General features: G+C 64.6%; 10 protein-coding genes. 1 reads left to right on the top strand and 9 read right to left on the bottom strand.

Translation table 11 applies throughout. The annotated features are described in order from the left end of the window. Positions 1 to 29: 29 nt before the first annotated feature. The 7 genes from H7993_RS03340 to ppnN all read right to left on the bottom strand — a co-directional run bounded on the left by H7993_RS03340 (position 30) and on the right by ppnN (position 9,273). Positions 30 to 827, bottom strand: a complete 798-nt coding sequence (locus tag H7993_RS03340; RefSeq protein ID WP_197975699.1) for an IclR family transcriptional regulator — start codon at positions 825 to 827, stop codon at positions 30 to 32. A gap of 104 nt (positions 828 to 931) precedes the next feature. Continuing rightward, positions 932 to 2,473: an AMP-binding protein gene (locus H7993_RS03335; protein WP_185793431.1), complete on the bottom strand. Its 1,542-nt coding sequence runs from the start codon at positions 2,471 to 2,473 to the stop codon at positions 932 to 934. 3 nt (positions 2,474 to 2,476) lie between these two features. Further along, the gene (locus H7993_RS03330; protein WP_185793430.1) at positions 2,477 to 4,180 is read right to left on the bottom strand and encodes an ABC transporter permease subunit; all 1,704 of its coding nucleotides are present in this window, start codon (positions 4,178 to 4,180) and stop codon (positions 2,477 to 2,479) included. Further along, a complete protein-coding gene (locus H7993_RS03325) occupies positions 4,177 to 5,241 on the bottom strand; it encodes an ABC transporter ATP-binding protein (RefSeq protein WP_185793429.1) in 1,065 nt (354 codons plus the stop codon). The genes H7993_RS03330 and H7993_RS03325 overlap by 4 nt, the downstream gene beginning before the upstream one ends. Positions 5,242 to 5,253: 12 nt before the next feature. Continuing rightward, positions 5,254 to 6,318 carry an ABC transporter substrate-binding protein gene (locus H7993_RS03320; protein ID WP_185793428.1) on the bottom strand — a complete coding sequence of 355 codons (1,065 nt, stop codon included), beginning with the start codon at positions 6,316 to 6,318 and terminating at the stop codon, positions 5,254 to 5,256. A gap of 254 nt (positions 6,319 to 6,572) precedes the next feature. Further along, positions 6,573 to 7,331 carry an enoyl-CoA hydratase/isomerase family protein gene (locus H7993_RS03315; RefSeq protein ID WP_185793427.1) on the bottom strand — a complete coding sequence of 253 codons (759 nt, stop codon included), beginning with the start codon at positions 7,329 to 7,331 and terminating at the stop codon, positions 6,573 to 6,575. A gap of 568 nt (positions 7,332 to 7,899) precedes the next feature. Next, positions 7,900 to 9,273 carry a nucleotide 5'-monophosphate nucleosidase PpnN gene (gene ppnN, locus H7993_RS03310; RefSeq protein ID WP_122476974.1) on the bottom strand — a complete coding sequence of 458 codons (1,374 nt, stop codon included), beginning with the start codon at positions 9,271 to 9,273 and terminating at the stop codon, positions 7,900 to 7,902. A gap of 406 nt (positions 9,274 to 9,679) precedes the next feature. On the opposite strand from ppnN, the gene pcsA reads away from it, so the two are divergent. After that, positions 9,680 to 10,399: a phosphatidylcholine synthase gene (gene pcsA, locus H7993_RS03305; RefSeq protein WP_240998720.1), complete on the top strand. Its 720-nt coding sequence runs from the start codon at positions 9,680 to 9,682 to the stop codon at positions 10,397 to 10,399. Between the two features lie 22 nt (positions 10,400 to 10,421). On the opposite strand, the gene H7993_RS03300 is transcribed toward pcsA, so the two are convergent. Next, entirely contained in the window at positions 10,422 to 11,552 is a 1,131-nt protein-coding gene (locus H7993_RS03300; protein WP_122476978.1) for a lactonase family protein, read from the bottom strand. Between the two features lie 82 nt (positions 11,553 to 11,634). Beyond that, positions 11,635 to 19,983 (bottom strand): glycoside hydrolase family 94 protein, encoded by an 8,349-nt coding sequence (locus tag H7993_RS03295; protein ID WP_185793426.1) that lies wholly within the window; start codon positions 19,981 to 19,983, stop codon positions 11,635 to 11,637. Positions 19,984 to 20,047: the final 64 nt, after the last annotated feature.

The raw sequence follows: 20,047 nt of genomic DNA, 5'->3' as shown, positions 1-20,047 counted from the left end.
AAGGGCACGACGCCGTTCTCGCTTGAAACTCAAACCTTGCGCTTGATCGAGATCGACGACGCCGCGCTGATCACCAGGTCGGCATAGCGTTTGCTGTCGCGTTCCGGTACCCAGCGCGAGCGGGATACCGCAAGGTTCACCGCGCCGATGCCCCGGCCATTGCCATCGACGATGGCCGCGGCCGTGGACACGTCGCCGTAAAAGAACTGGTCTTCGGTATGCGCATAGCGGCGCTGGCGAATCTGCTCGATGCTGGCCCAGATCTGCTCTCGGTCGGTGATGGTCGCCGGCGTGTGCTGGACGAACTGGCTGCGGTCGAAGATAGCGTTCACTTCGTCGTCGCTGTAGGTCGCCAGCAGCGCCTGGCCCGGCGCGGTGCACCAGGCCGGCAGGCGAGTGCCGATGATGACGCTGGCATTGAACACGTGCCGGCTGACGATTCGCTGCACATAGACGATGTCGGTACCGTCGAGCACCGTCAGGTTGGTTGCCTCTTCGGTGTCCGCGCTCAGCTGCTGCAGGTAGGGCGCGGCACGGGTCACCAGTTCGCTGGACGTCAGGTAGTGGTAGGTGAAGTCCAGCAGCCGCGGCGACAGCTCGTACTTCTTGCTGCTGTCCTTGTTCAGGTAGCCCAGGGTTGCCAGCGTATGAGTGAAGCGCTGTGCGGCGCTGAGGTCCATGCCGGTCAGCCCGGCGATGTCGGACAGCGATAACTGACGCTGGCTGCCGTCGAAGGCCATGAGCACTTTCATGGCCTTGTCGACGGACTGCACGTACAGCGAGGAGGCCGTTGGGTCGGCAGGAGGTTTCTTCGGGGTACTGGCCATGAACGCAACACATTGGTGAAAAAACCGATTATCCGGCAGTTACCCGCCACTTTCTATCGCTATTCACTAAACCGTTACCGCACAGGCCGCTCGCGGCGCATCGTTCAACCGCGACTGTCCCAGGCTTGGGTGACATCCTTGGGCAACAGGTGCTTCTTGATACGCTCACTGGGCGTCAGCTCGAACTGCTCCACTTGTTGGTAGTAGCGTGGTAACTGGTAGGAGGCGCAGCGCAGCGCCGCCCACTCGCGCATGGCCTGCCAGTGCGCAGTGGTGCCGGCCTCCAGTTGTACGAACAGCAGAATCTCCTGCTCGCCCACGGCCGATTCGACGCCCAGCGCCGCGCAGGCTTTCACCGCAGGGTGGGCGCTGAACACCCGCTCCACTTCCCAGGCCGAAACGTTCTCGCCACGCACGCGCATGCTGTCGGTGCGGCGTCCGACGAAGAACAGGTCGCCCTCGGCATCCATGCGTGCCATGTCACCGGTGAACAGCCGGCCATCGCGCAGGGCGCTGGCGGTGGCTTCTGGGTTGTCCAGATAGCCGGGCAGGAAAACGCCTTCGACTTCACTGGACAGCACGATTTCCCCCAGTTGCCCCACTTCGACCGGCGTACCGTCACTATCCAGCAGTTCTACGCTCAGCCAAGGCAAAGCGCGGCCGATCGAGCCTGGCTTGCCGGTACGGTTCAAGGTGGCGAAGCTGGAGCACTCGGTCATGCCGTAGCACTCGCGCAGCGGACAACCGAAACGTTGCTCGATCGCTGCCCAATTGGTCAGGCTCACACCCGCACCCCAAAGGGTCCGCAGGCTATGCCGGGCAGGCCACTGCTCGGCCGGCTGCTGCATGAGGATATCGATGATCCCGCCCAGGTAATGCAACTGGGTCGCCTGCACTTGCACGCACTGCGCCCAGAATTTGCTGGCGGAAAAGCGTCGAACCACGTTCAGGCTGACTTCGGCCAGAAACGGCATCAGCAGCATCTGCGCGCCGCCGATGTGGCACAGGGGCTCCCACAACAGCAGCCGGTCACCTGCCTTGACGTCGGCCACCTGCAGAACCGCCTCGCTGGCAATGCGCAGCATGCGGTGGGTGAACACCACACCCTTGGGCGCGCCGGTGGTGCCGGAGGTGTAGATCACGCAGAGCGTGGCATCGGCCGCGCTGTCCTCGAGCCGCAGCTTCGCTGCCGGGTAGGCCAGGGCCTGCTCGTGCAGCACGTCGATGCCGACACAGTCGAGCTGGGCGGCAACGCTGTCCGCCAGGCGTTCGGCAAACTCGGCGTCGCCGACCACCAGGTCCGGACGAGCGTGCTCGAACGGGTAGTCCAGGCCAGGGCCGCGCAACTTGGTGTTGATCGGGATCCACACCAGGCCGCTGAGGATCAGCGCGTAGATCAACACGATCTGGTCGTCGCTGTTGCCCAGCATGACGGCTACCCGTTGTCCGGCGCGCAGGCCGCGTTCGGCCAGTACCTGCTGCAAGGCGGCGACCCGTTGGCGCAACTCCAGGGTAGCGAGCGATCGGCCCTCGAAGGTGACGCGCACGGCATGGTCGTCGATCAGCAGGCCGGCATGGATCAGCGGCGCGGTGGTGAGCTGATCGTGGCTGATGCGATGCGGGAAGAAGCGAGTGTATGGATGCATCGTTCAGAGCCCTTGACGTTTGGAAGTGGAACGCCGCGATACCCATTGGGCAATGACGGCAAACAACACGATGAACACCAGTAACGTGGTGGAAACCGCAGCCAGGGTGGGGGTGAGCGCCAGCTGGATGCTGTCCCACATCTGCTTGGGCAGCGTGGTATTGATGCCACCGCTGACGAAAATGGCGATGGTCAGGTCGTCGAACGAGGTGATGAAGGCCAGCAGAAACGCGGAGATCAGGCTCGCCGACATGAGAGGCAGGGTCACGGTGCGCAGTCGCGTGAACGCACCGGCGCCGAGAATCCGCGCGGCATCGTCGAGGCGCCAGTCATACTGCTTGAACGCCGCCGACAGGGTGACCACCACGTAGGGCAGGGCCAGTACCGTGTGGCCCAGCACCAGGCCGATGTCCTTGCCCGCCAGGCCAAGCCTGGAAAACAGGTACAACAGGCCCAGGGCAATCACGATGCGCGGCACGATCAGCGGGGCGATGAACAACGCGAACAGGCCTTTGCGCCACCCCGCTCTTACCCGGGTCAAGGCCAGGGTCGCACCGAAGCCCAACACCAGCGCCAGCAGCGCGGTGGCCACACCGACGCCCAGCGAGCGGAACAGGGCGGCCTGCCACACCGCGGAAGTGAAGAATTCCTCGAACCACTTCAAGCTGAACAGCTTGGGCGGGAAGGCAATGAACGGGCTGCTGGTGAATGCCAGCGGAACGACCACCAGCACGGGCAGGATCAGCAGCATGACCAGCAGCACGCTGTAACCGGTCAGCAAGGCGCCATCGCCACTGCGCCGCGGCGCCTTGCCCCGGCCCGAAAAGCAGTGCCCCAGCCAGATCAGAATCTGCAGGCCCATTCCGGACTGACGTTCCTTGGGCGCCTCGCCGCCGAGCGAAGACAGCCCGGCGATGCGGTCGTAGATCACGAACACCACCAGCGAGCAGGCCAACAGCACCACCGAAAGAGCGCCGGCGAAGTTCATGTCGAACAGGTCGAGCACCGAGGAAATCACCAGCTGCGCCACCATCATTTCCCGTGGCGAACCCAGCAGCGCAGGCACGATGAAGAAGCCAAGGCTGGTGATGAACACCAGCAGACCCGCCGCGGCGATGCCGGGGGCCGAGAGCGGCAGGAAGATGCTGAAGAAACTCATCGAACCGCTGGCGCCCAGCGTCTGTGCGGCCGGCGCGAGGCGCTGGTCGATGCTGCGCATGATCGGCAGCAGGGTAATCACCGCCAGCGGCAGCATCGAGTGGACCATGCCGATCAGCACCCCCGAAAGTGCGGGCACCAGGCCGGACGGGTTGTCCAGCACGTCGGCGGCAAGCGTGGTCAGCAGGCCTTTGCGTGACAGCAGCAGCATCCAGGCATAGGTCTTGACCAGGTAGCTGGTCCAGAACGGCAGCATGATCCACAGCAGCCAGCGTTCGCGACCCATGGGCGAGAGCCGGGTTAGCAAGTAGGCCACTGGGTACGCGAGCAGCACCGACAGCACGGCCGTCAGCGCCGAGATCCAGAAGGTAATGCCCAGAACGCGGGCGTACACCGGGGTCGAGGCGATCCGTTCGAAATTACCCAGGCTCAGCTCGCCGCTGGCGTTCTGGAAACTGCCCATGAGCATTTCCGCCACCGGCAGCAGAAAGAACAGTGCCAGGAAAAGCAGGGCGGGAATGGCCGGAATCAGGCCTTTGCGCCAGTTCATGAGGTGGCCTGCGCGGGCAGCAGGGTGGCCCGTGTGGGATTCCAGGCGATGCCAACCGGATCGCCGACGCACGGACTGAGCTCGCGGGAACAGCGCACACTGAAGCGGTTGCCCGAAGGCAGGCGGACCAGGGCGCGGGTGTCGCTGCCCAGGAATACGCATTCATCGACGATGCCCTGCAGCAAGCCGGCAGTGGGTTCGGTCAAGCGCGCGGCTTCGGGCCGGATGAGCAGGAACGCTTCCGTGCCGGCACTCGGCGCCTGGTGCCCGGCGCAGCCTGCCAGGTCCAGCCGTTGGCCTTCGACCTGCAGGTGGCCGGTGCCGTCGCGCTGGCCCTGGAGCAGATTGGAGTGGCCGATGAACTCGGCGGCGAAGCGTGTTGCCGGGCGATCGTAGAGCTCTTCTGGCGTGGCCAGCTGTTCGATGCGCGCGCGGTTCATCAGGCAGATGCGATCCGAGAGGGTCAGCGCCTCTTCCTGGTCGTGGGTGACATAGATGAACGTAGCCCCCAGTTCCTTGTGCATGCGGCGGATTTCCAGCTGCATGTGCTCGCGCAGGTTCTTGTCCAGGGCGCCCAGCGGCTCGTCGAGCAGGATGATCGAGGGACGGTAGGCGAAGCAGCGGGCCAGGGCGATCCGTTGTTGCTGGCCACCGGACAGTTCGTTCGGGTAGCGATGGGCGAAATCCTCCATGCGCACCATGCCCAAGGCGTCGTCGACCGCCTGGTTGACTTCGCCCTTGGGGTATTTGCGCATGCGCAGCCCGTACGCCACGTTGTCACGCACGCTCATGTGCGGGAACAACGCATAGCTCTGGAACACCAGGCCGATGCCGCGCTTTCCGGGGGCGATGTGGGTCGCATCCTGGCCATCGATCAGCAACTGCCCGCTGTCCGGTGGGACCAGCCCGGAAATCATCTGCAGCAAGGTGGTCTTGCCCGAGCCCGAAGGCCCGAGCAGGGTCAGGAACTCGCCTTCGCGCACCTGGATATCGGTGGGTTGCAGGGCGACGAACTGACCATAGGTCTTGCCCAGGCCACGGGTTTCAAGTTTCACGCTCATGCATCGACTCCCTTACGACAAGATCCAGGCGTTGAACCGCTCGGTCACGGCGGTGCGGTTCTCTGCCCACCAGGCAGGGCTCGGCAGACGCATGTTGTTCAGGTTCTGCGGGGCGGTCGGCAGCAGCCCCGCGCGCTCAGCCGGGATGAACTCGAAGGATTTGCGATTGGTCGGGCCGTAGGCCAGGGTGTCGGTGAAGTCGGCCTGGCGCTTGGCGTCGGCGCAGAAACGCACGAACTGTTTGGCCATGTCGGCGTGCGGGGTGCCCTTGGGGATGGCCCAGCCTTCGATCGAATAGAGCCCCTGGTTCCAGACGATCTGCACCGGTGCGCCGTTGTCGATGGCGGCCTGGGCGCGGCCGTTCCAGGCCGAGATCATGTCGACTTCGCCGCTCTGGATGGCTTGCATGGCTTGCGCGCCCGAGGTCCACCACAGGTCGATGTGCGGTTTGATCTTGTCCAGGCTCTTGAAGGCGCGGTCGACGTCCATCGGGTACAGCTCGTCGAGGCTGACGCCGTCCGCCAGCAGGGCCTGTTCCAGTGTGTCCAGCGGGCTGCGACGCAGGCAGCGGCGGCCGGGAAATTTCTCGACGTTCCAGAAATCTGCCCAGCTCTGCGGGCCGTTGCCGTCCTTGAAGGTGTCGGTGCGGTAGGCCAGCACCGTGGAGTACACGTCGACACCGAGGAAGTTGGCAGTGATGGCCTCGGGAAGCAGGTCAGGGTATTCGCTCGCCGACAACCCGATCGGTTCGAGAAAGCCCTGGGCTTCGAGGTAGGGGATGTCGGCGGAAATGGTCAGGGTGGTGACGTCCCACACGTAGTTGCGGGTTTTTACCATGGCCGAGAACTGCGCCACCGGCTGGGACTCACGCGCCACGCTGATGACTTTGATGCCGGTGGCTTTTTCGAAGGGGTCGTAGAAAGCCTTGCGGTAGGCCACGGTGTAGGGACCGCCGGGGTCGGAGACGATGATCTGTTTATCGGCGGCGCGGACCACGCTGGGCAGGCCGCAGACCAGTGCGACCGTGGCGCCGGCCTTGAGCAACCGACGGCGTCCGGGGTTGGAAGGTGTGTGCATGACAGTCTCCTACAGAAAACGAATGGATCGTTGGGTAGTCAGGACGTCGGCAGTCAAAGCATTGCAAGAGCCGGGGTAGGTACATGGCCGCCGCCGTGCGTGGTGCGATGAAATCATTTCCCGCGGGAGCGGGCTCTGTGGGAGCGGGTCTCTGCCCGCGAAAAGGGCTCCGCGGTATATCAGTGACTCCGCGTTGCTGCCTTCGCGGGCAGGGCCGCGCTCCCACAATCAACTCACTTTCACAAGGCAGGGCTTTATTTGGCGCGGGCCTTGAAGAAGGCTTCCATCATTCGCTGTGGCTCGCCGGAGTCGTATGCCTCCTTCTGCAGGCGACGGCCGGCAGCAATGCAGTCCTTGAAGCCAGGATCGCTCATTTCGCGGAAGCGCTGCTTGTCCAGGCGCATGGCGATCGGGGGCTTGGCGGCCAGTTCTTCGGCGATTTCCAGGGCCTTGCTCATCACTTGATCGGCTGGCACCAAATGGTGGATCAAGCCGATCTGCTTGCATTCATCGGCGTCCATCAAACGGCCGGTCAGCGTCAGCTCGATGGTGCGCGACATGCCCAGCATGCTGTTCATGATCCATGGACCGGTAGTGCTGGGGATGCCGGAGTTGATTTCCGGCTGGCCCATGCGCACGCCTGGGTGGCCAACGCGGATGTCGCCCAGCAGTGCGACCTGAAACGCGGAACCTGCAGCTGTGCCATTGAGGGCGATGATCAGTGGTTTGGACAGGCCGCGCAGGGTGGCGTAGTAGCGCTCCCACTCGCCGACCCATTCCACGGCGCGGTCACCGTCGAAATCGTGGGCTTCGGAAAGATCCTGGCCTGCCGAAAAAGCGCGGTCGCCAGCGCCGGTCATGATCACGGCCTTGATTTCCGGGTCGGCGTTGTAGCCGTTCAAGGCTTCGATGATTTCGTTACGCATCGGCGTGGTCCAGGCATTCAGCACTGCCGGACGATTGAGGGTGATGACAGCGACAGGCCCTTTGATTTCTAGCACGATGTCTGACATGTTTATCTCAATGCGATAGTTGATGTGGAATAACGATAGAATTATCTCGCGGGATGCGCAACAGGTTTGTTTGGAAATCTTGGGCTTGAGTAAACGGCTGAAAGATTCGCGGCGGGGTGTCAGGTATTGCGCGGGGGTGGTTTCGCGGCCGATGACCGCTCCTACAGGGTTCAAATCGTAGGAGCGGTCTGTGGCCGCGAAGGGCGCGGCGGGGTGTCAGGTATTACGCGGTGGTGGTTTCGCGGCCGATGACCGCTCCTACAGAGTTCAAATCGTAGGAGCGGTCCGTGGCCGCGAAGGGCGCGGCGGGGTGTCAGGTATTACGCGGGGGTGGTTTCGCGGCCGATGACCGCTCCTACAGGGTTCAAATCGTAGGAGCGGTCCGTGGCCGCGAAGGGCGCGGCGGGGTGTCAGGTATTACGCGGTGGTGGTTTCGCGGCCGATGACCGCTCCTACAGAGTTCAAATCGTAGGAGCGGTCCGTGGCCGCGAAGGGCGCGGCGGGGGTATCAGGTAATACACGGTGGGAGTTTCACGGCCGATGACCGCTCCCACCGTACGGGGGCGGGTCAGGTCACGACGCGGTAGCACGGCACATAGGCTGCGCCACCTGGCAGTTTCATGCGGTTCTGCTCGACGAACGCCTGCAGCAGTTTGTCCAGCGGTTCCATGATCGCGGCATCACCGCGAATCTGGTACGGGCCATGCTCTTCGATCAGACGAATGCCCTTGTCCTTCACGTTGCCCGCCACGATCCCGGAAAACGCCCGGCGCAGGTTTGCCGCCAGTTGATGCGGGGGCAGGGCGTGGCTGAGTTCAAGATTGGCCATATTGGCGTGGGTCGGGTCGAACGGCCGCTGGAAGCTTTCCTCGATCTTCAACAGCCAGTTGAAGTGGAAGGCGTCGTTGCGCTCGCGGCGGAACAGCTTCACCTGCTTCAACGATTCGGTCATCTCCCGCGCCACGTCGGCCGGGTTGTCGATGATGATCTGGTAATGCTGCCGAGCCGCTTCGCCCAGGGTCGCCACGACAAACTGGTCCAGCTGCTGCAGGTACGCCTGCGCACTCTTGGGGCCGGTCAGGATCACCGGGAACGGCAAGCCCTGGTTGTCCGGATGCATCAGAATGCCCAGCAGGTACAGAAACTCTTCGGCCGTTCCTGCGCCGCCGGGGAAGATGATGATCCCGTGACCGACGCGCACGAACGCTTCCAGACGTTTTTCGATATCCGGAAGAATGACCAGCTCGTTGACGATCGGGTTCGGCGCTTCCGCGGCGATGATGCCCGGCTCGGTCAGGCCCAGGTAGCGCCCGCCGCTCATGCGCTGCTTGGCATGGGCAATGGTGGCGCCTTTCATCGGCCCCTTCATCACGCCAGGGCCGCAACCGGTACAGATGTCCAGCCGGCGCAGACCCAGTTCATGGCCGACTTTCTTGGTGTATTTGTATTCGTCCGAGTTGATCGAATGCCCACCCCAGCACACCACCATCTTCGGCTCGAGGCCAGCACGCAGGGTGCGGGCGTTGCGCAATAGATGAAAGACGTAGTCGGTGATGCCCTGGGAATCGCTCAGGTCGATGCGCTGGCTGTCCAGCTCGCTTTCGGTGTAGACGATGTCGCGCAGTGCGCTGAAGAGCATCTCGCGGGTACTGGCGATCATCTCGCCATCGACGAAGGCGTCCGCCGGGGCGTTCAGCAGCTCCAGGCGCACGCCACGGTCCTGCTGATGGATACGCACTTCGAAATCCCGATAGGCGTCGAGGATGGTCTTGGCGTTGTCGACATGGGCGCCGGTATTGAGAATGGCCAGGGCGCACTGGCGAAACAGGGTGTAGGTGCTGCCTGAACCGGCGGCACTGAGTTGCTGCACTTCACGCTGGGAGAGGGTTTCCAGGCTGCCCTTGGGGCTGACCGACGCATTGATCACATTTCTTGGGGCCATTCTATATTCCCTTAACGCAACGTAGCGCGGCCACATGGGCCGCGCCATCCGGATAATGAGCGACTTCACCGGCGCCAGGCTGTCTGGCCCGGGCGCTGAGTCTGCTGGTCCTGCGGGTGAAAAACCGGTTCCGCCCCAATCTTGGGGCAGTTGGACACCGGCTTCATCTTACTCCGCGGTGCCGCGCGGCGGTCAACGTCCGTCGCCACAAAAACTTCAATGCAGTGAATCGCTTGGCAGCGCACCGGGTTACCTGTGACACTTACGTCGACCGAGTCGTGAACCTTACACCCACACGCCCGGTCGATAGCTGCGGCCCATTCATTTACTTGTGCCGCTTTCGGGTCAATGCTGTGGATACCTGCCAGCGGTTGTCATGGCCCGTCTACTTCCTGGAGAACACCCCGTGATACTGATCAGACCCTCGGCCACGCTCAAAGCATGGGGCGCCCACGGCTTCACCGCCACCGGCGTGGTGCTGGCCTTTCTTGCCACACTGGCGCTGTTCGACGGCCAGCCGAAAATCTGCCTGCTGTGGCTGGGCCTGGCGCTGGTGGTCGACGGCGTCGACGGTGCACTGGCACGCAAGCTCAATACCCAGTCGTTGCTGCCGCACTTCGATGGCTCGACACTCGATCTGGTCATCGATTACCTGACGTACGTGTTCATTCCGGCACTGTTCATCTATCGCTACATTCCACTCCCCGAATTCACCTTGCTGATCACCGTCAGCATCATTCTGGTGTCGTCGTTGTTCTGCTTCTGCAACGTCAACATGAAGAGCAAGGACAACTACTTCGTCGGCTTTCCTGCGGCGTGGAACGTGGTTGCGCTGTGCATGTACATCATCTCGCCGTCGCCGTGGATCGCGCTGCTCACCGTTGTCGGGCTGGCGCTGCTGACCGTCACCAAGATGAAGTTCCTGCACCCGTTCCGGGTTCGCCGCTTCATGGCGGTCAACATCGCAGTGACGTCGATCTGGTTGCTGTGCACCTTCGTGCTGATCCTCAACCATCCCGCCAGCAACCCAGTGGCCATGGGTCTGTGGAGCTTGATGTCGGCGTACTTCCTGGGTGTGTGCTTCTGGCGCACGGCGGTCGAATGGATCGGCCGCACGCGCACCTAGCAGCCGGTCAAGCAGCAGCCGGTCAAGCGCCCGGCAGGTTCAACATCTCGATCCACAAGGCGCCTTTGCCCGAAGGCGCTTCTGCCGTACGGGTCAGCGCACCCGCTGCGCCCACGGCATAGCTGCCTACCTTGTCGGCCTTTTCCCCGGTCACCAGCAACCAGCGTCCGCTGGGCGAGAAGGCGATGTTGCGCGGCTGCTTCTCCTGCAGCGGGTAGTTGCCCTGGAAGCTCAGCGTGCCGCTGGCGGGATCGGCCTTGAACGCCGAGACCGAACTGGTGGTGCGTTCAGTGATGTATATCAGCTGACCGTCAGGCGATACGCGAATGTCCGCAGCCCAGATACGTGGCGTCGGATCATCCTTGAGGTCGTTGTTGCCGGCATTGCGAATCTCGCCATGCACCAGGTTCAGCGACTTGGGCACGCCTTCGACATGGGCGACCTTGGTCAGGGCACCGGTCTGCGCGTCGATGGAAAAGCTGTCGACCGTACCGCTCAGCTCGCCCACTACGTAGAGAAACTTGCCGCCTGGCGCGAACGCGATATGCCGGGGGCCGCTGCCGGCGGTGACTGAGGCATGGCCGTTACCGATGGGTTCCAGGGTGCCGCTGCTGTCGTCCAGCGTGAATTGCAACACCTGGTCCACGCCCAGATTGCCTGCGTAGACGAAACGGTTGCTGGGGTCGCTGCGCACGGAGTGGGCGTAGGGGCCGGTCGGGTAGACCTTGATGTCTTCGCCGGGACGGTGCTCGGCATCTATAGGTTGTACGGTCAGCACATTGCCCCCATAGGAAGCACCCATCAGGTAGCGGCCGGTACGGTCGGTGCTCAGGTAGGCCAGGCTGGCTGCCAGCGGGGCTTCGGCGGCGGCGTCCAGTTGGCCGCTGGCCGGGTCGATGCGATAGGCCATGACGCGGAACGGCTTGACCCGAAGGGCGGCGTACAAGGTCGAACCGTCGGGGCTCAGGGCCATGGGATTGACCTGGTCGCCCGCGTGAGTCTGGTGCACCAGCGTCAGCGATCCGGTGTTTTCGTCCAGGCGGTACTGGGAAATCATGCCGTCCTCGGGGCTCGAGATATAGGCGAAGGTACTGGCCTGGGCCAGGCCGCCGGCGCAGCCGATGGCGGCGGCAAGAAGCAGATGTTTACGCATGGAAGAACCTCGGCTTTGTTGTTGTAGTCAGTCATCCTATGAGTGCGTGGTGACGAAGTAAAGCGCCCCAGCCAGGCGCCGTCTACAGGGTGTAGTGGACCAGGTGCGGTGCCAATGGGATGCGCGCGACACCTTCATCCAGCACCAGTGGCTTACCGTCCAGCAGGCAGCCACGACCACCGTCGTCGCTGCGCTCCACACTGATGTGCACGTGCCCGCCGGGCACGCGAACCTGCACGCTGAACCCTGCCCACCGGGCCGCGATACGAGGGTCGAGCAGCAGCCATTGTCCCTCGCGGCGCACACCGAGAATGCCCTCGATGCCGGCGCGGTACATCCAGCTGGCCGAGCCGGTGTACCAGGTCCAACCACCACGCCCGACATGGGGCGCAACCGAATAGACATCCGCGGCGATCACGTATGGCTCGACCTTGTAGCGTTGCACGCTGGCGGCGTCCAACGCATGGTTGATGGGATTGAGCAGGTCGATCAACGCCAGTGCCTCATCACCGCGGTGCTGCCTGGCGAAGGCCAGGATTGCCCACATGGCCGCATGGCTGTATTGCCCGCCGTTTTCGCGCAGGCCGGGTGGATACGCCATCAAGTAGCCGGGATCGTGCGGCGAGTGCTCGAACGGCGGAGTGAACAGCAGCGCGATGCCGTCTGCCGGTCGCACCAGATGTTCATTCACTGCGCTCATGGCCTGCTGGGCTCGTTCGGGCTGCGCGGCGCCGGACAGCACCGCCCAGCTCTGTGCGATCGAGTCGATGCGACATTCCGGATTGCCCTCGGCGCCCAGCCACGTGCCATCGTCGAACGTTGCGCGGCGATACCACTGGCCATCCCACGCGTGGGTTTCCAGCGCGGTCTGCAACTGCAGGTAGGCTTGCTGCCAGCGCTGTGCTCGCGGGCAGTCGCGCCGGGCGGCCAAGGCGATGAAGCGCTCCAGGCTGGCCAGCAGCATCCAGCCCAGCCAGACACTCTGGCCGCGACCCTGTTCACCCACCCGGTTCATGCCATCGTTCCAGTCGCCGCTGCCGATCAGCGGCAGACCCATGTCGCCCATCTGCTCCAGGCTGCAGTCCAGCGCCAGGGCGCAGTGCTCGTACAGGGAAGCGGATAACGCAGCGGTTTGCGGCAGGAAGAAGCGATCGGTTTCGCCGCTGGCCAGGGGCTCGCCTTCAAGAAAGGCGACAGGGGCGTCGAGCACCCCTTCATCGCCACTGCTGCGTACGTACTCGGCAGTGCAATAAGCCAACCAGGCCCGGTCGTCGCTGATGCGGGTGCGCACCCCCTGACCGGAATGAGGCAGCCACCAGTGCTGCAGGTCGCCTTCGACGAACTGCCGACCTGCAGCGCGCAGCAGATGTTCGCGGGTCAGGTGCGGTGCTGCTAGGCTCAAGGCCAAGCCATCCTGCAACTGATCGCGCAAGCCGTAGGCGCCACTGGCCTGGTAGAACGCCGAGCGTGCCCACAGGCGGCAGACGATGGTCTGGTACAGCAACCAGCCGTTGAGCATGATGTCCAGTGCCCGGTCCGGGGTGCGCACCTGCACGGCTTCGAGCTTGTCGGCCCAGCTGTCGCGCACGCGTTGCAGCCCACCGTCCAGATGTTCGTGGCGGTACTTGAGCACCAGACGCTGGGCTTGTTCCAGCGACGGCGCCTGGCCAACCAGCCATACCAGTTCGATCTGCTGCCCGGCTGCCAACAGCACTTCATGCTGCTGGGCGGCACAGGGATCGAGCCCGGCGGCGCTGGCGCCGGCCAACGGCGCCGAGGAGGCGAGCGCAGCCGGGGCGGCGTAGCTGCCGTGACGGCCAAGAAACTCGGTGCGGTCGGCCGTCCAGTGGCCGATACCACCGGCCAGGTCGGAAAATGCCACGCGTCCGGCAAAGGCGATGGCGCACGGGTTGCGTGCCAGCAGGGCCCCGGTACGAGCATCCACTTCGCTGATGAGCCCCGCAGCGGTGGCCGCGCGCGAGGTACCCAGCACCCATTCCAGGTAGCTGAACACACTGAGCCGGCGCGGTTTGTCGCTGAGGTTGCGCACGCTCAGACGGGTGATCTTGACGGCGTCCTCCAGTGGCACGTATTGCAGCAGACTCATGTGCAACTGGTTGGCGCTGTGCTCGAAGCGGCTGTAGCCGAACCCGTGCCGCGCGCTGTAGCGCCCTTCGTCACGCACGGGCCATGCACAGGGCCCGGTGATGACGCCATTGGCGTTGTCGCGTACGTACAGGGCCTCGCCGCTGGCGTCGCCCACCGGGTCGTTGCACCAAGGGGTGAGCTGGTTTTCCCGACTGTTCTGCGCCCACGTGTAGCCGGCGCCCTGGGTCGAGACCTGAAAGCCGAAGTTCTGATTGGCGATGACGTTCAGCCAGGGTGCCGGGGTACGCGCGCCTCGCTCGAGCACGGTAACGTATTCTCGGCCTTCATCGGCGAAACCGCCCAGGCCGTTGAAGCACTCCAGCACTTCCTCGGCCACCTCGGGGGCGCCTGCAGTACTCGCAGCGCTGGTCGCCCGCTGTGGCCACTGCGCTTCGCCTTCAGGTAAGACATGAGGCGGACGCAGACCGATTTGCGCGTGGATGTCGCCGCTGTGGGCGCGCAGCACCAGCCGCGCGGTTGCCAGCAACAGGCTGCGCGCATCGCCCGGCAACAGGTCGGCCCGCAGCGTGTAAACCGCGCCGCGGCTCAATACCGCGCTGGGTCCGGGTCGCGATTGACTGCTGCGCACTGCGGTTTCCACGGCAATCTGCAGGTCCTGCTGATAGCTGGCGTCACGCTCGTTGAGGATCACCAGGTCCACGCTCAGGCGCTTCATTCGCCAGTATTCGTGGGCCAGCAGCAGTTCGCGCACTTGCGGCAGATCTTCGATGTCGTCGATCTGCAGCAGTACGATGGGCAGGTCACCCGAGATGCCCATTGGCCACAGGCCGGCCTGGCTGCCTGCACCGCGCAGGATGCTCAGCGCTGGTGCGCGCCATTGAGCGTCAGCGTACAACAGGGACGCGCTCAAGCGCTGGAAGTCGGCTGCCGCCTCGGCGTCGATATCCAGATGGCGCAGTTGCACCTGTGCCTGGGTCCAGGCCAGGGTCTTGGCGCGCTCGTAGGCGCTGTGCTCATGGTGCTTGTCGATCAGGCCCAGCAGCGCTTCGCGGCTGTCGGCCACCACGGTCCAGAAGGCGATGTCCACGCTCTGGCCTGGAGCGATGCTGAGGCAGTGACGCAGGGCGAACAGCGGGTCGAGCACCGTGCCGACGCTGTTGGACAGTGTTGCGCCGGACTTCAGGGCGCTGGCCTGGAGCAAGGTGTGCTCGCGGCCGAGAAAGGCGGCGCGGTCACTTTCGTACTGCACCGGGCCGTCCAGCGGCGTGTCGAGTACTGCGAAGTGAGCGGCCCAGACCTGCGGCTCCTCGCTGCTGCGCGGCCGCCGGGTAGCCACCAACGCGGCATATTCAGGCAGGTACTCGGTAACCACGAACAACTTGGCAAAGGCCGGGTGAGCGCTGTCGGCCGAAGCGGCGCCCAGTACCAGTTCGCTGTAGGTGGTCAGCTCCACGGAGCGGGTCCGCTCGCTGCGATTGGTCAAGGTGAGTGAGCGCACTTCGCTGTCGTCCTCGCCCGACACCAGCACGGTCAATGTACTGGTCAAACCGTCGCGGTGGCTGATGAACTGGGCATGGTCCTCGGCAAACGTGACCTCGCCCAGGCAACCGTGCGCACGGGTGTCGGCAGCGGACCACAGGGTGTCCCGATCCAGATCACGCACGAACACGAACGAGCCCCACGGGTCCAGTACCGGATCTTCGCGCCAGCGCGTCACGGCCAGATCGCGCCAGCGACTGTAGCCAGTACCGAGGCCGGTCAACATCACGCAATAGCGCCCGTTGGAGAGCAGATGGGTGATCGGCGCTGCCACCGGCAGGCCATCGAGGGCGCGCTGGGTGCGACCTTCCAGCGTCTCTGCGGCGACGTTATGGCCGTGTTCGGCAGCGGCTTGCAGGGCTGCGACATTGGCGGGCATGCGCTCCTGCAACAACAGCTCGCTGGCCTGGATCATCGGTTCGCGGTGAAAGCGCTCGCGCATGGCACCGTCGAGCAGCACGTTGGCGATGGCCACCACTGTCATGCCCTGGTGGTGAGCCATGTAGTTGCACACGATTGCCTGCGAAGTGTCCTCGGGCAAGCGTGTCGGGGTGTAGTCGACCGCTTCGTAGAAACCGTACTGGCCGAGCGCGCCCAATGCCCGCAGAGTGGCGAAATTGGCCCAGGCGCCGGGAGCGTCGACCATCGCTGCCAATGCCGTGGCATAGGGTGCGATGACCTGGTCGTCGGCTAGCCCACGCTTGAGCCCGAGGCCGGGCACGCCGAAGTTGGAGTATTGATAGGTGAATTCCAGATCGCGCGCATTGTAGGCCGATTCGGAAATCCCCCACGGGATGCCCAGCGACTTGCCGTAGGCCTGTTGACGCTCCACCACCAGGCGTTGTGTCTGGGTCAGCAGGCTGCCGGCGGGGGCGCGCATCACCAGGGACGGCATCAGGTACTCGAACATCGACCCGGACCAAGAGATCAGGGCCGAGCCATTGCCCAACGGTGTGGCACTGCGGCCCAGGCGGAACCAGTGCCGCGTAGCGACATCGCCCTTGGCAATGGCGAACAGGCTGGCCAGGCGTGCCTCGGAAGCCAGCATGTCATAGCAGTTGCTGTCCAGTTGCTGCTCGGCGACGCGGTAGCCGATCGACAGCAACTGCCGCTTGCGGTTGAGCAGAAAGCCGAACTCCATGTCCATGGCCATGCGCCGCGCGTTATCGGCCAACGCTCGCAGGCGCGCCGAGGTGTCGCCGTGCAGTTGGCGGTCATCCAGGTGAGCCGCGAATGCCTGTTTCAAGGCTGGCAGCCAGACGCCATTACCAGGGTCGGCCGGGATTTCCCCCAACAGCCTGGCGACTGCCTGTCGACCGAGGTCGAACGGGGTCTGCAGGTGCGCCTGTATCTGGGTCAGCGGCTGGCTGCGCCCTTGTTCTTCAATGACCAGCAGCAGGGTGTCGTGCAGGCCGGAGGATGGCTCCAGCGGACCTTGCTCGGCCCACTGTTCGCAGGCATTGGCTAACGCGATCAAATGCCCGGCCAGATTGCCGCTGTCGACCGCCGACACGTACACCGGCGGCAGCGGGCGCAGATCCTGGGTGTCGTACCAGTTGTAGAAATGCCCGCGAAAGCGTTCCAGCGTCTGCATCACCGCCAGGCTCGCCTCCAGGCGCAGCAAGGTCTGGCGGGTGCCGGCCCAGCCGAAGTCCCGCGCACTGGCGGCCGCCAGCAGGTACAGGCCCATATTGGTCGGTGAGGTGCGGTGGGCAACCACCGGGTGGGGCTGCTCCTGGAAGTTGTCGGGCGGCAGGTGGTTGTCACCGGCCGTCACGAAGGTTTCGAAGTAGCGCCAGGTGCGTCGGGCAATCAGCCGCAGGTCCTGTGCCTGCGTGGCGTTCACGGGCGCGCAGGGAGTGATCGAACTGCTGCGGCTGACCCATTGTGCGATGAATGGGGCCGTCAGCCACAGCAGGGCAAACGGCACGATCAGCGCGGCATTGCCAGGCGCCTTGGCCAGTGCGACGGCGCAACCGGCCAAGGCCAGCAGCAGTCCCGGGGCCATGCGTCGAGCGTGTGCGCCAAGGCCCGGGCGCGGCGCTGCGCCGGCCTGGGCGGCAGTGGTCCATTCCAGCAGCAGGCGCTTGCTGTGAAAGACCCGGTACACACTACGGAAGATGGCATCGAGCATCGACCAGGCCTGGTCGGGCAACCACGCCAGGTCGAGCACGAACTGCCAACTGGCCAGGCGCAGGTCATGGGTCAGGCGCTGGCCATGGCTGCGCCAGAGTACCGCCGGGCGCTTGCGCGGCGCGGCCAGGAGCAGTGCCAACACGGCAGGCAGGGCGCTGCAGGCAAGCACGGCGAAAGTTGCGATCCAGGCCGCCGGCCCAGGCAGGCACCAGGCGACCAGCAGGGCGCCCAAAGTGGCCGGCGCCACTAGCGAACGACGCAGGTTGTCGATGATTTTCCAGCGGCCAAGTGCCGGCAGTTGCGCCTTCAACAGCCACGGCAGCAACTGCCAGTCGCCCCTTGTCCAACGGTGCTGCCGGCGCATCGCAACGTCGACCCGCGCCGGAAAGGCTTCGACCACTTCGATCTCGCTGACCAGCCCGGCCCGCGCGTGAATCCCTTCGAACAAGTCATGGCTGAGCATGCTGTCGTCAGGTACACGGCCGTCCAGGGCGGCCTCGAAGGCATCCACATCGTAGATGCCCTTGCCCGTGTAGGACCCCTCGCTGAACAGGTCCTGATAGACGTCCGATACCGCTGCGGCATAGGGGTCCACCCCGCCTGGGCTGGAGAACACCCGCTGGTACAGGGAGCCTTCGGCGTCGAGCGGCAGGCTCGGCGTGACCCGTGGCTGGAGGATGCCGTAGCCGGTGACTACGTTGCGTCCGTCGCGACTCAGCCGCGGTCGGTTGAGCGGGTGCGCCAACTTGCCCACCAGCCTCTGCGCGGCGTCGCGGGGCAGACGTGTGTCGGCGTCCAGGGTGATCACCAGACGCACGTCTGCCGGCACGGTCTGCTCACCGAAACTGGTGTGCGCATCGCCGCGCAGCAGCCGGTTGAGCTCGTGCAATTTGCCGCGCTTGCGCTCCCAGCCCATCCAGCATCCCTGTGCCGGGTTGTAGCGGCGCTCGCGGTGCAGCAGCATGAATCGCGCGCCGGCCTCGCCCGGACCGTGCCGCCGATTGAGTGTGGCCACGGCCGCATGGCCGGCCTCGAGCAGGGTCCGATCGTCGTCCCTGTGCTGTTCAGCGGCGTCACCACCATCGACCAGCAAGGCAAAATACAGCTCGCCACAGTTGCCCGACAGGTAATGCACTTCCAGTTGCTCGATGTCTTCCAGCAGATCTGCCTCGCTGCCCAGCAGGGTGGGCACAGCGACCAGGCTGCGCCATGGGCTGGGCACGCCTTCGAGCATGTCCAGCCCCGGCAGTGCGATGGCGCCGAAGGATCGGGTCACCGCGCGGTTGAGCAGGGCGCTGGCCAGCTGTGAGGCGGGCAGCGCGCCCAGCACCACCAATGCCGTCAGCCACAGGGCCGGCGCGGCGGGCAGCAGTGCCACCAGGATGGCCAGCAGCCCGGCGGTCAGTGCCAGCAGCAGGCCGACATAGCCGCCAACGCCTAGCTGCCGTTGCCAGCGCAGCCAGCGCAAGCCGACCGATGGATGGAAATCTATCGCCGCTTCCAACAGCGGTCGGCCTTCGGCGATCAGTACGTGGCCAGGATCGGCTTCGCGTTCCTGCTCGGGCCTGGCGCTGGTCAACTGCAGGGCCTGCTCGGCAATCTGCAGTTCGGAAAAGGTGGAACCGCGTGCCAACTGTTCGATGGCACTGCGGTAGAGATTGCGTGTGGTGAAATCCATGGCGGCGAAACGGCTGCCCGCACGCAGCCTGGCGTCCACCAGGCTGACGTCTTCGAACCATTGCGCCCAGTCCAGTGACGAAATCTGCCGCAGGCTGGTGATCACGTTGCGCACACTGAGGTTGGAGGCACCCTGGCGCTGCTGGGCGTGACTGACGGCCTGGCCGACGCTGCTGTTCTGTTCGTGCAGGCGTTGTGCAAGCCAGGCCAGGGCCGGGGTGGTGATCGGGTCCTTGTCGCGCAGGCGCTTGGCCAATTGCGCGGCGAACAGTTCCGACAACGGCTCGGCGCTGCGGCTGCGGATGTCGTCGTCCAGCGCACTTTGCGCACAGCCGGCAGCGAACAGGCGATCGGCCAGAGCTTCGGCATCCAGGCGAGCGAGGTCAGCGGCGGTGATCTGATCGGTCAGCCGTCGCAGGTTCTCGATCAGCACGATCCGCAGGGTGATCGCCACCGCCCACAACTCGCCGATGGTCAGCGGCTGGACCTTTTGATAGGCGTTGATGAAGCGCTGCAGCGTCGCTGGATCGAAGAAGCTGTCGGTATGCGCGACGAACGCCCACGCCAGGCCGAACACCCTTGGGTAGCCGGCGAAGGGCCCGCTCGCCAGCTTGGGCAATTGCCGGTAATAGCCTGCGGGCAGGTCCTCGCGGACACCGCGGACGTGCTCTTCGACCAGAGGGTAGTTGTCCAGCAGCCACTGGGCGGCGGGCACCACGGCGATTCCATCGGCCACCGCCGCCGCGCTGGCCCGGTAGGCCACCAGCAGCACCTGAGCGTTGTCCTTGAGGCGACGTTGCAACGACAACACCCGTGGCGGCCGGGCGCTCACGGTCTGCGCAGCAGCCAGGCTCTGGGCATGCTGTTCGAGGCGTTCGATACCGAACAGTTCTTCACGTACGGGGGCGGTGGCAAGCCAGGGATCGCTGCGCAGGGCAGCTCGGAAGGGGGTATTCAGAAACGCGTTCATGGCGGTTGTCCGTTACCCGAAGGGGCCATGCAGCATGGCACATCCAGGGATGTGCCATTGGACA

This window comes from Pseudomonas baltica (assembly GCF_014235765.1).
GTDB classification, from domain to species: domain Bacteria; phylum Pseudomonadota; class Gammaproteobacteria; order Pseudomonadales; family Pseudomonadaceae; genus Aquipseudomonas; species Aquipseudomonas baltica.
This window is presented reverse-complemented; position numbering and strand designations above follow the sequence as displayed.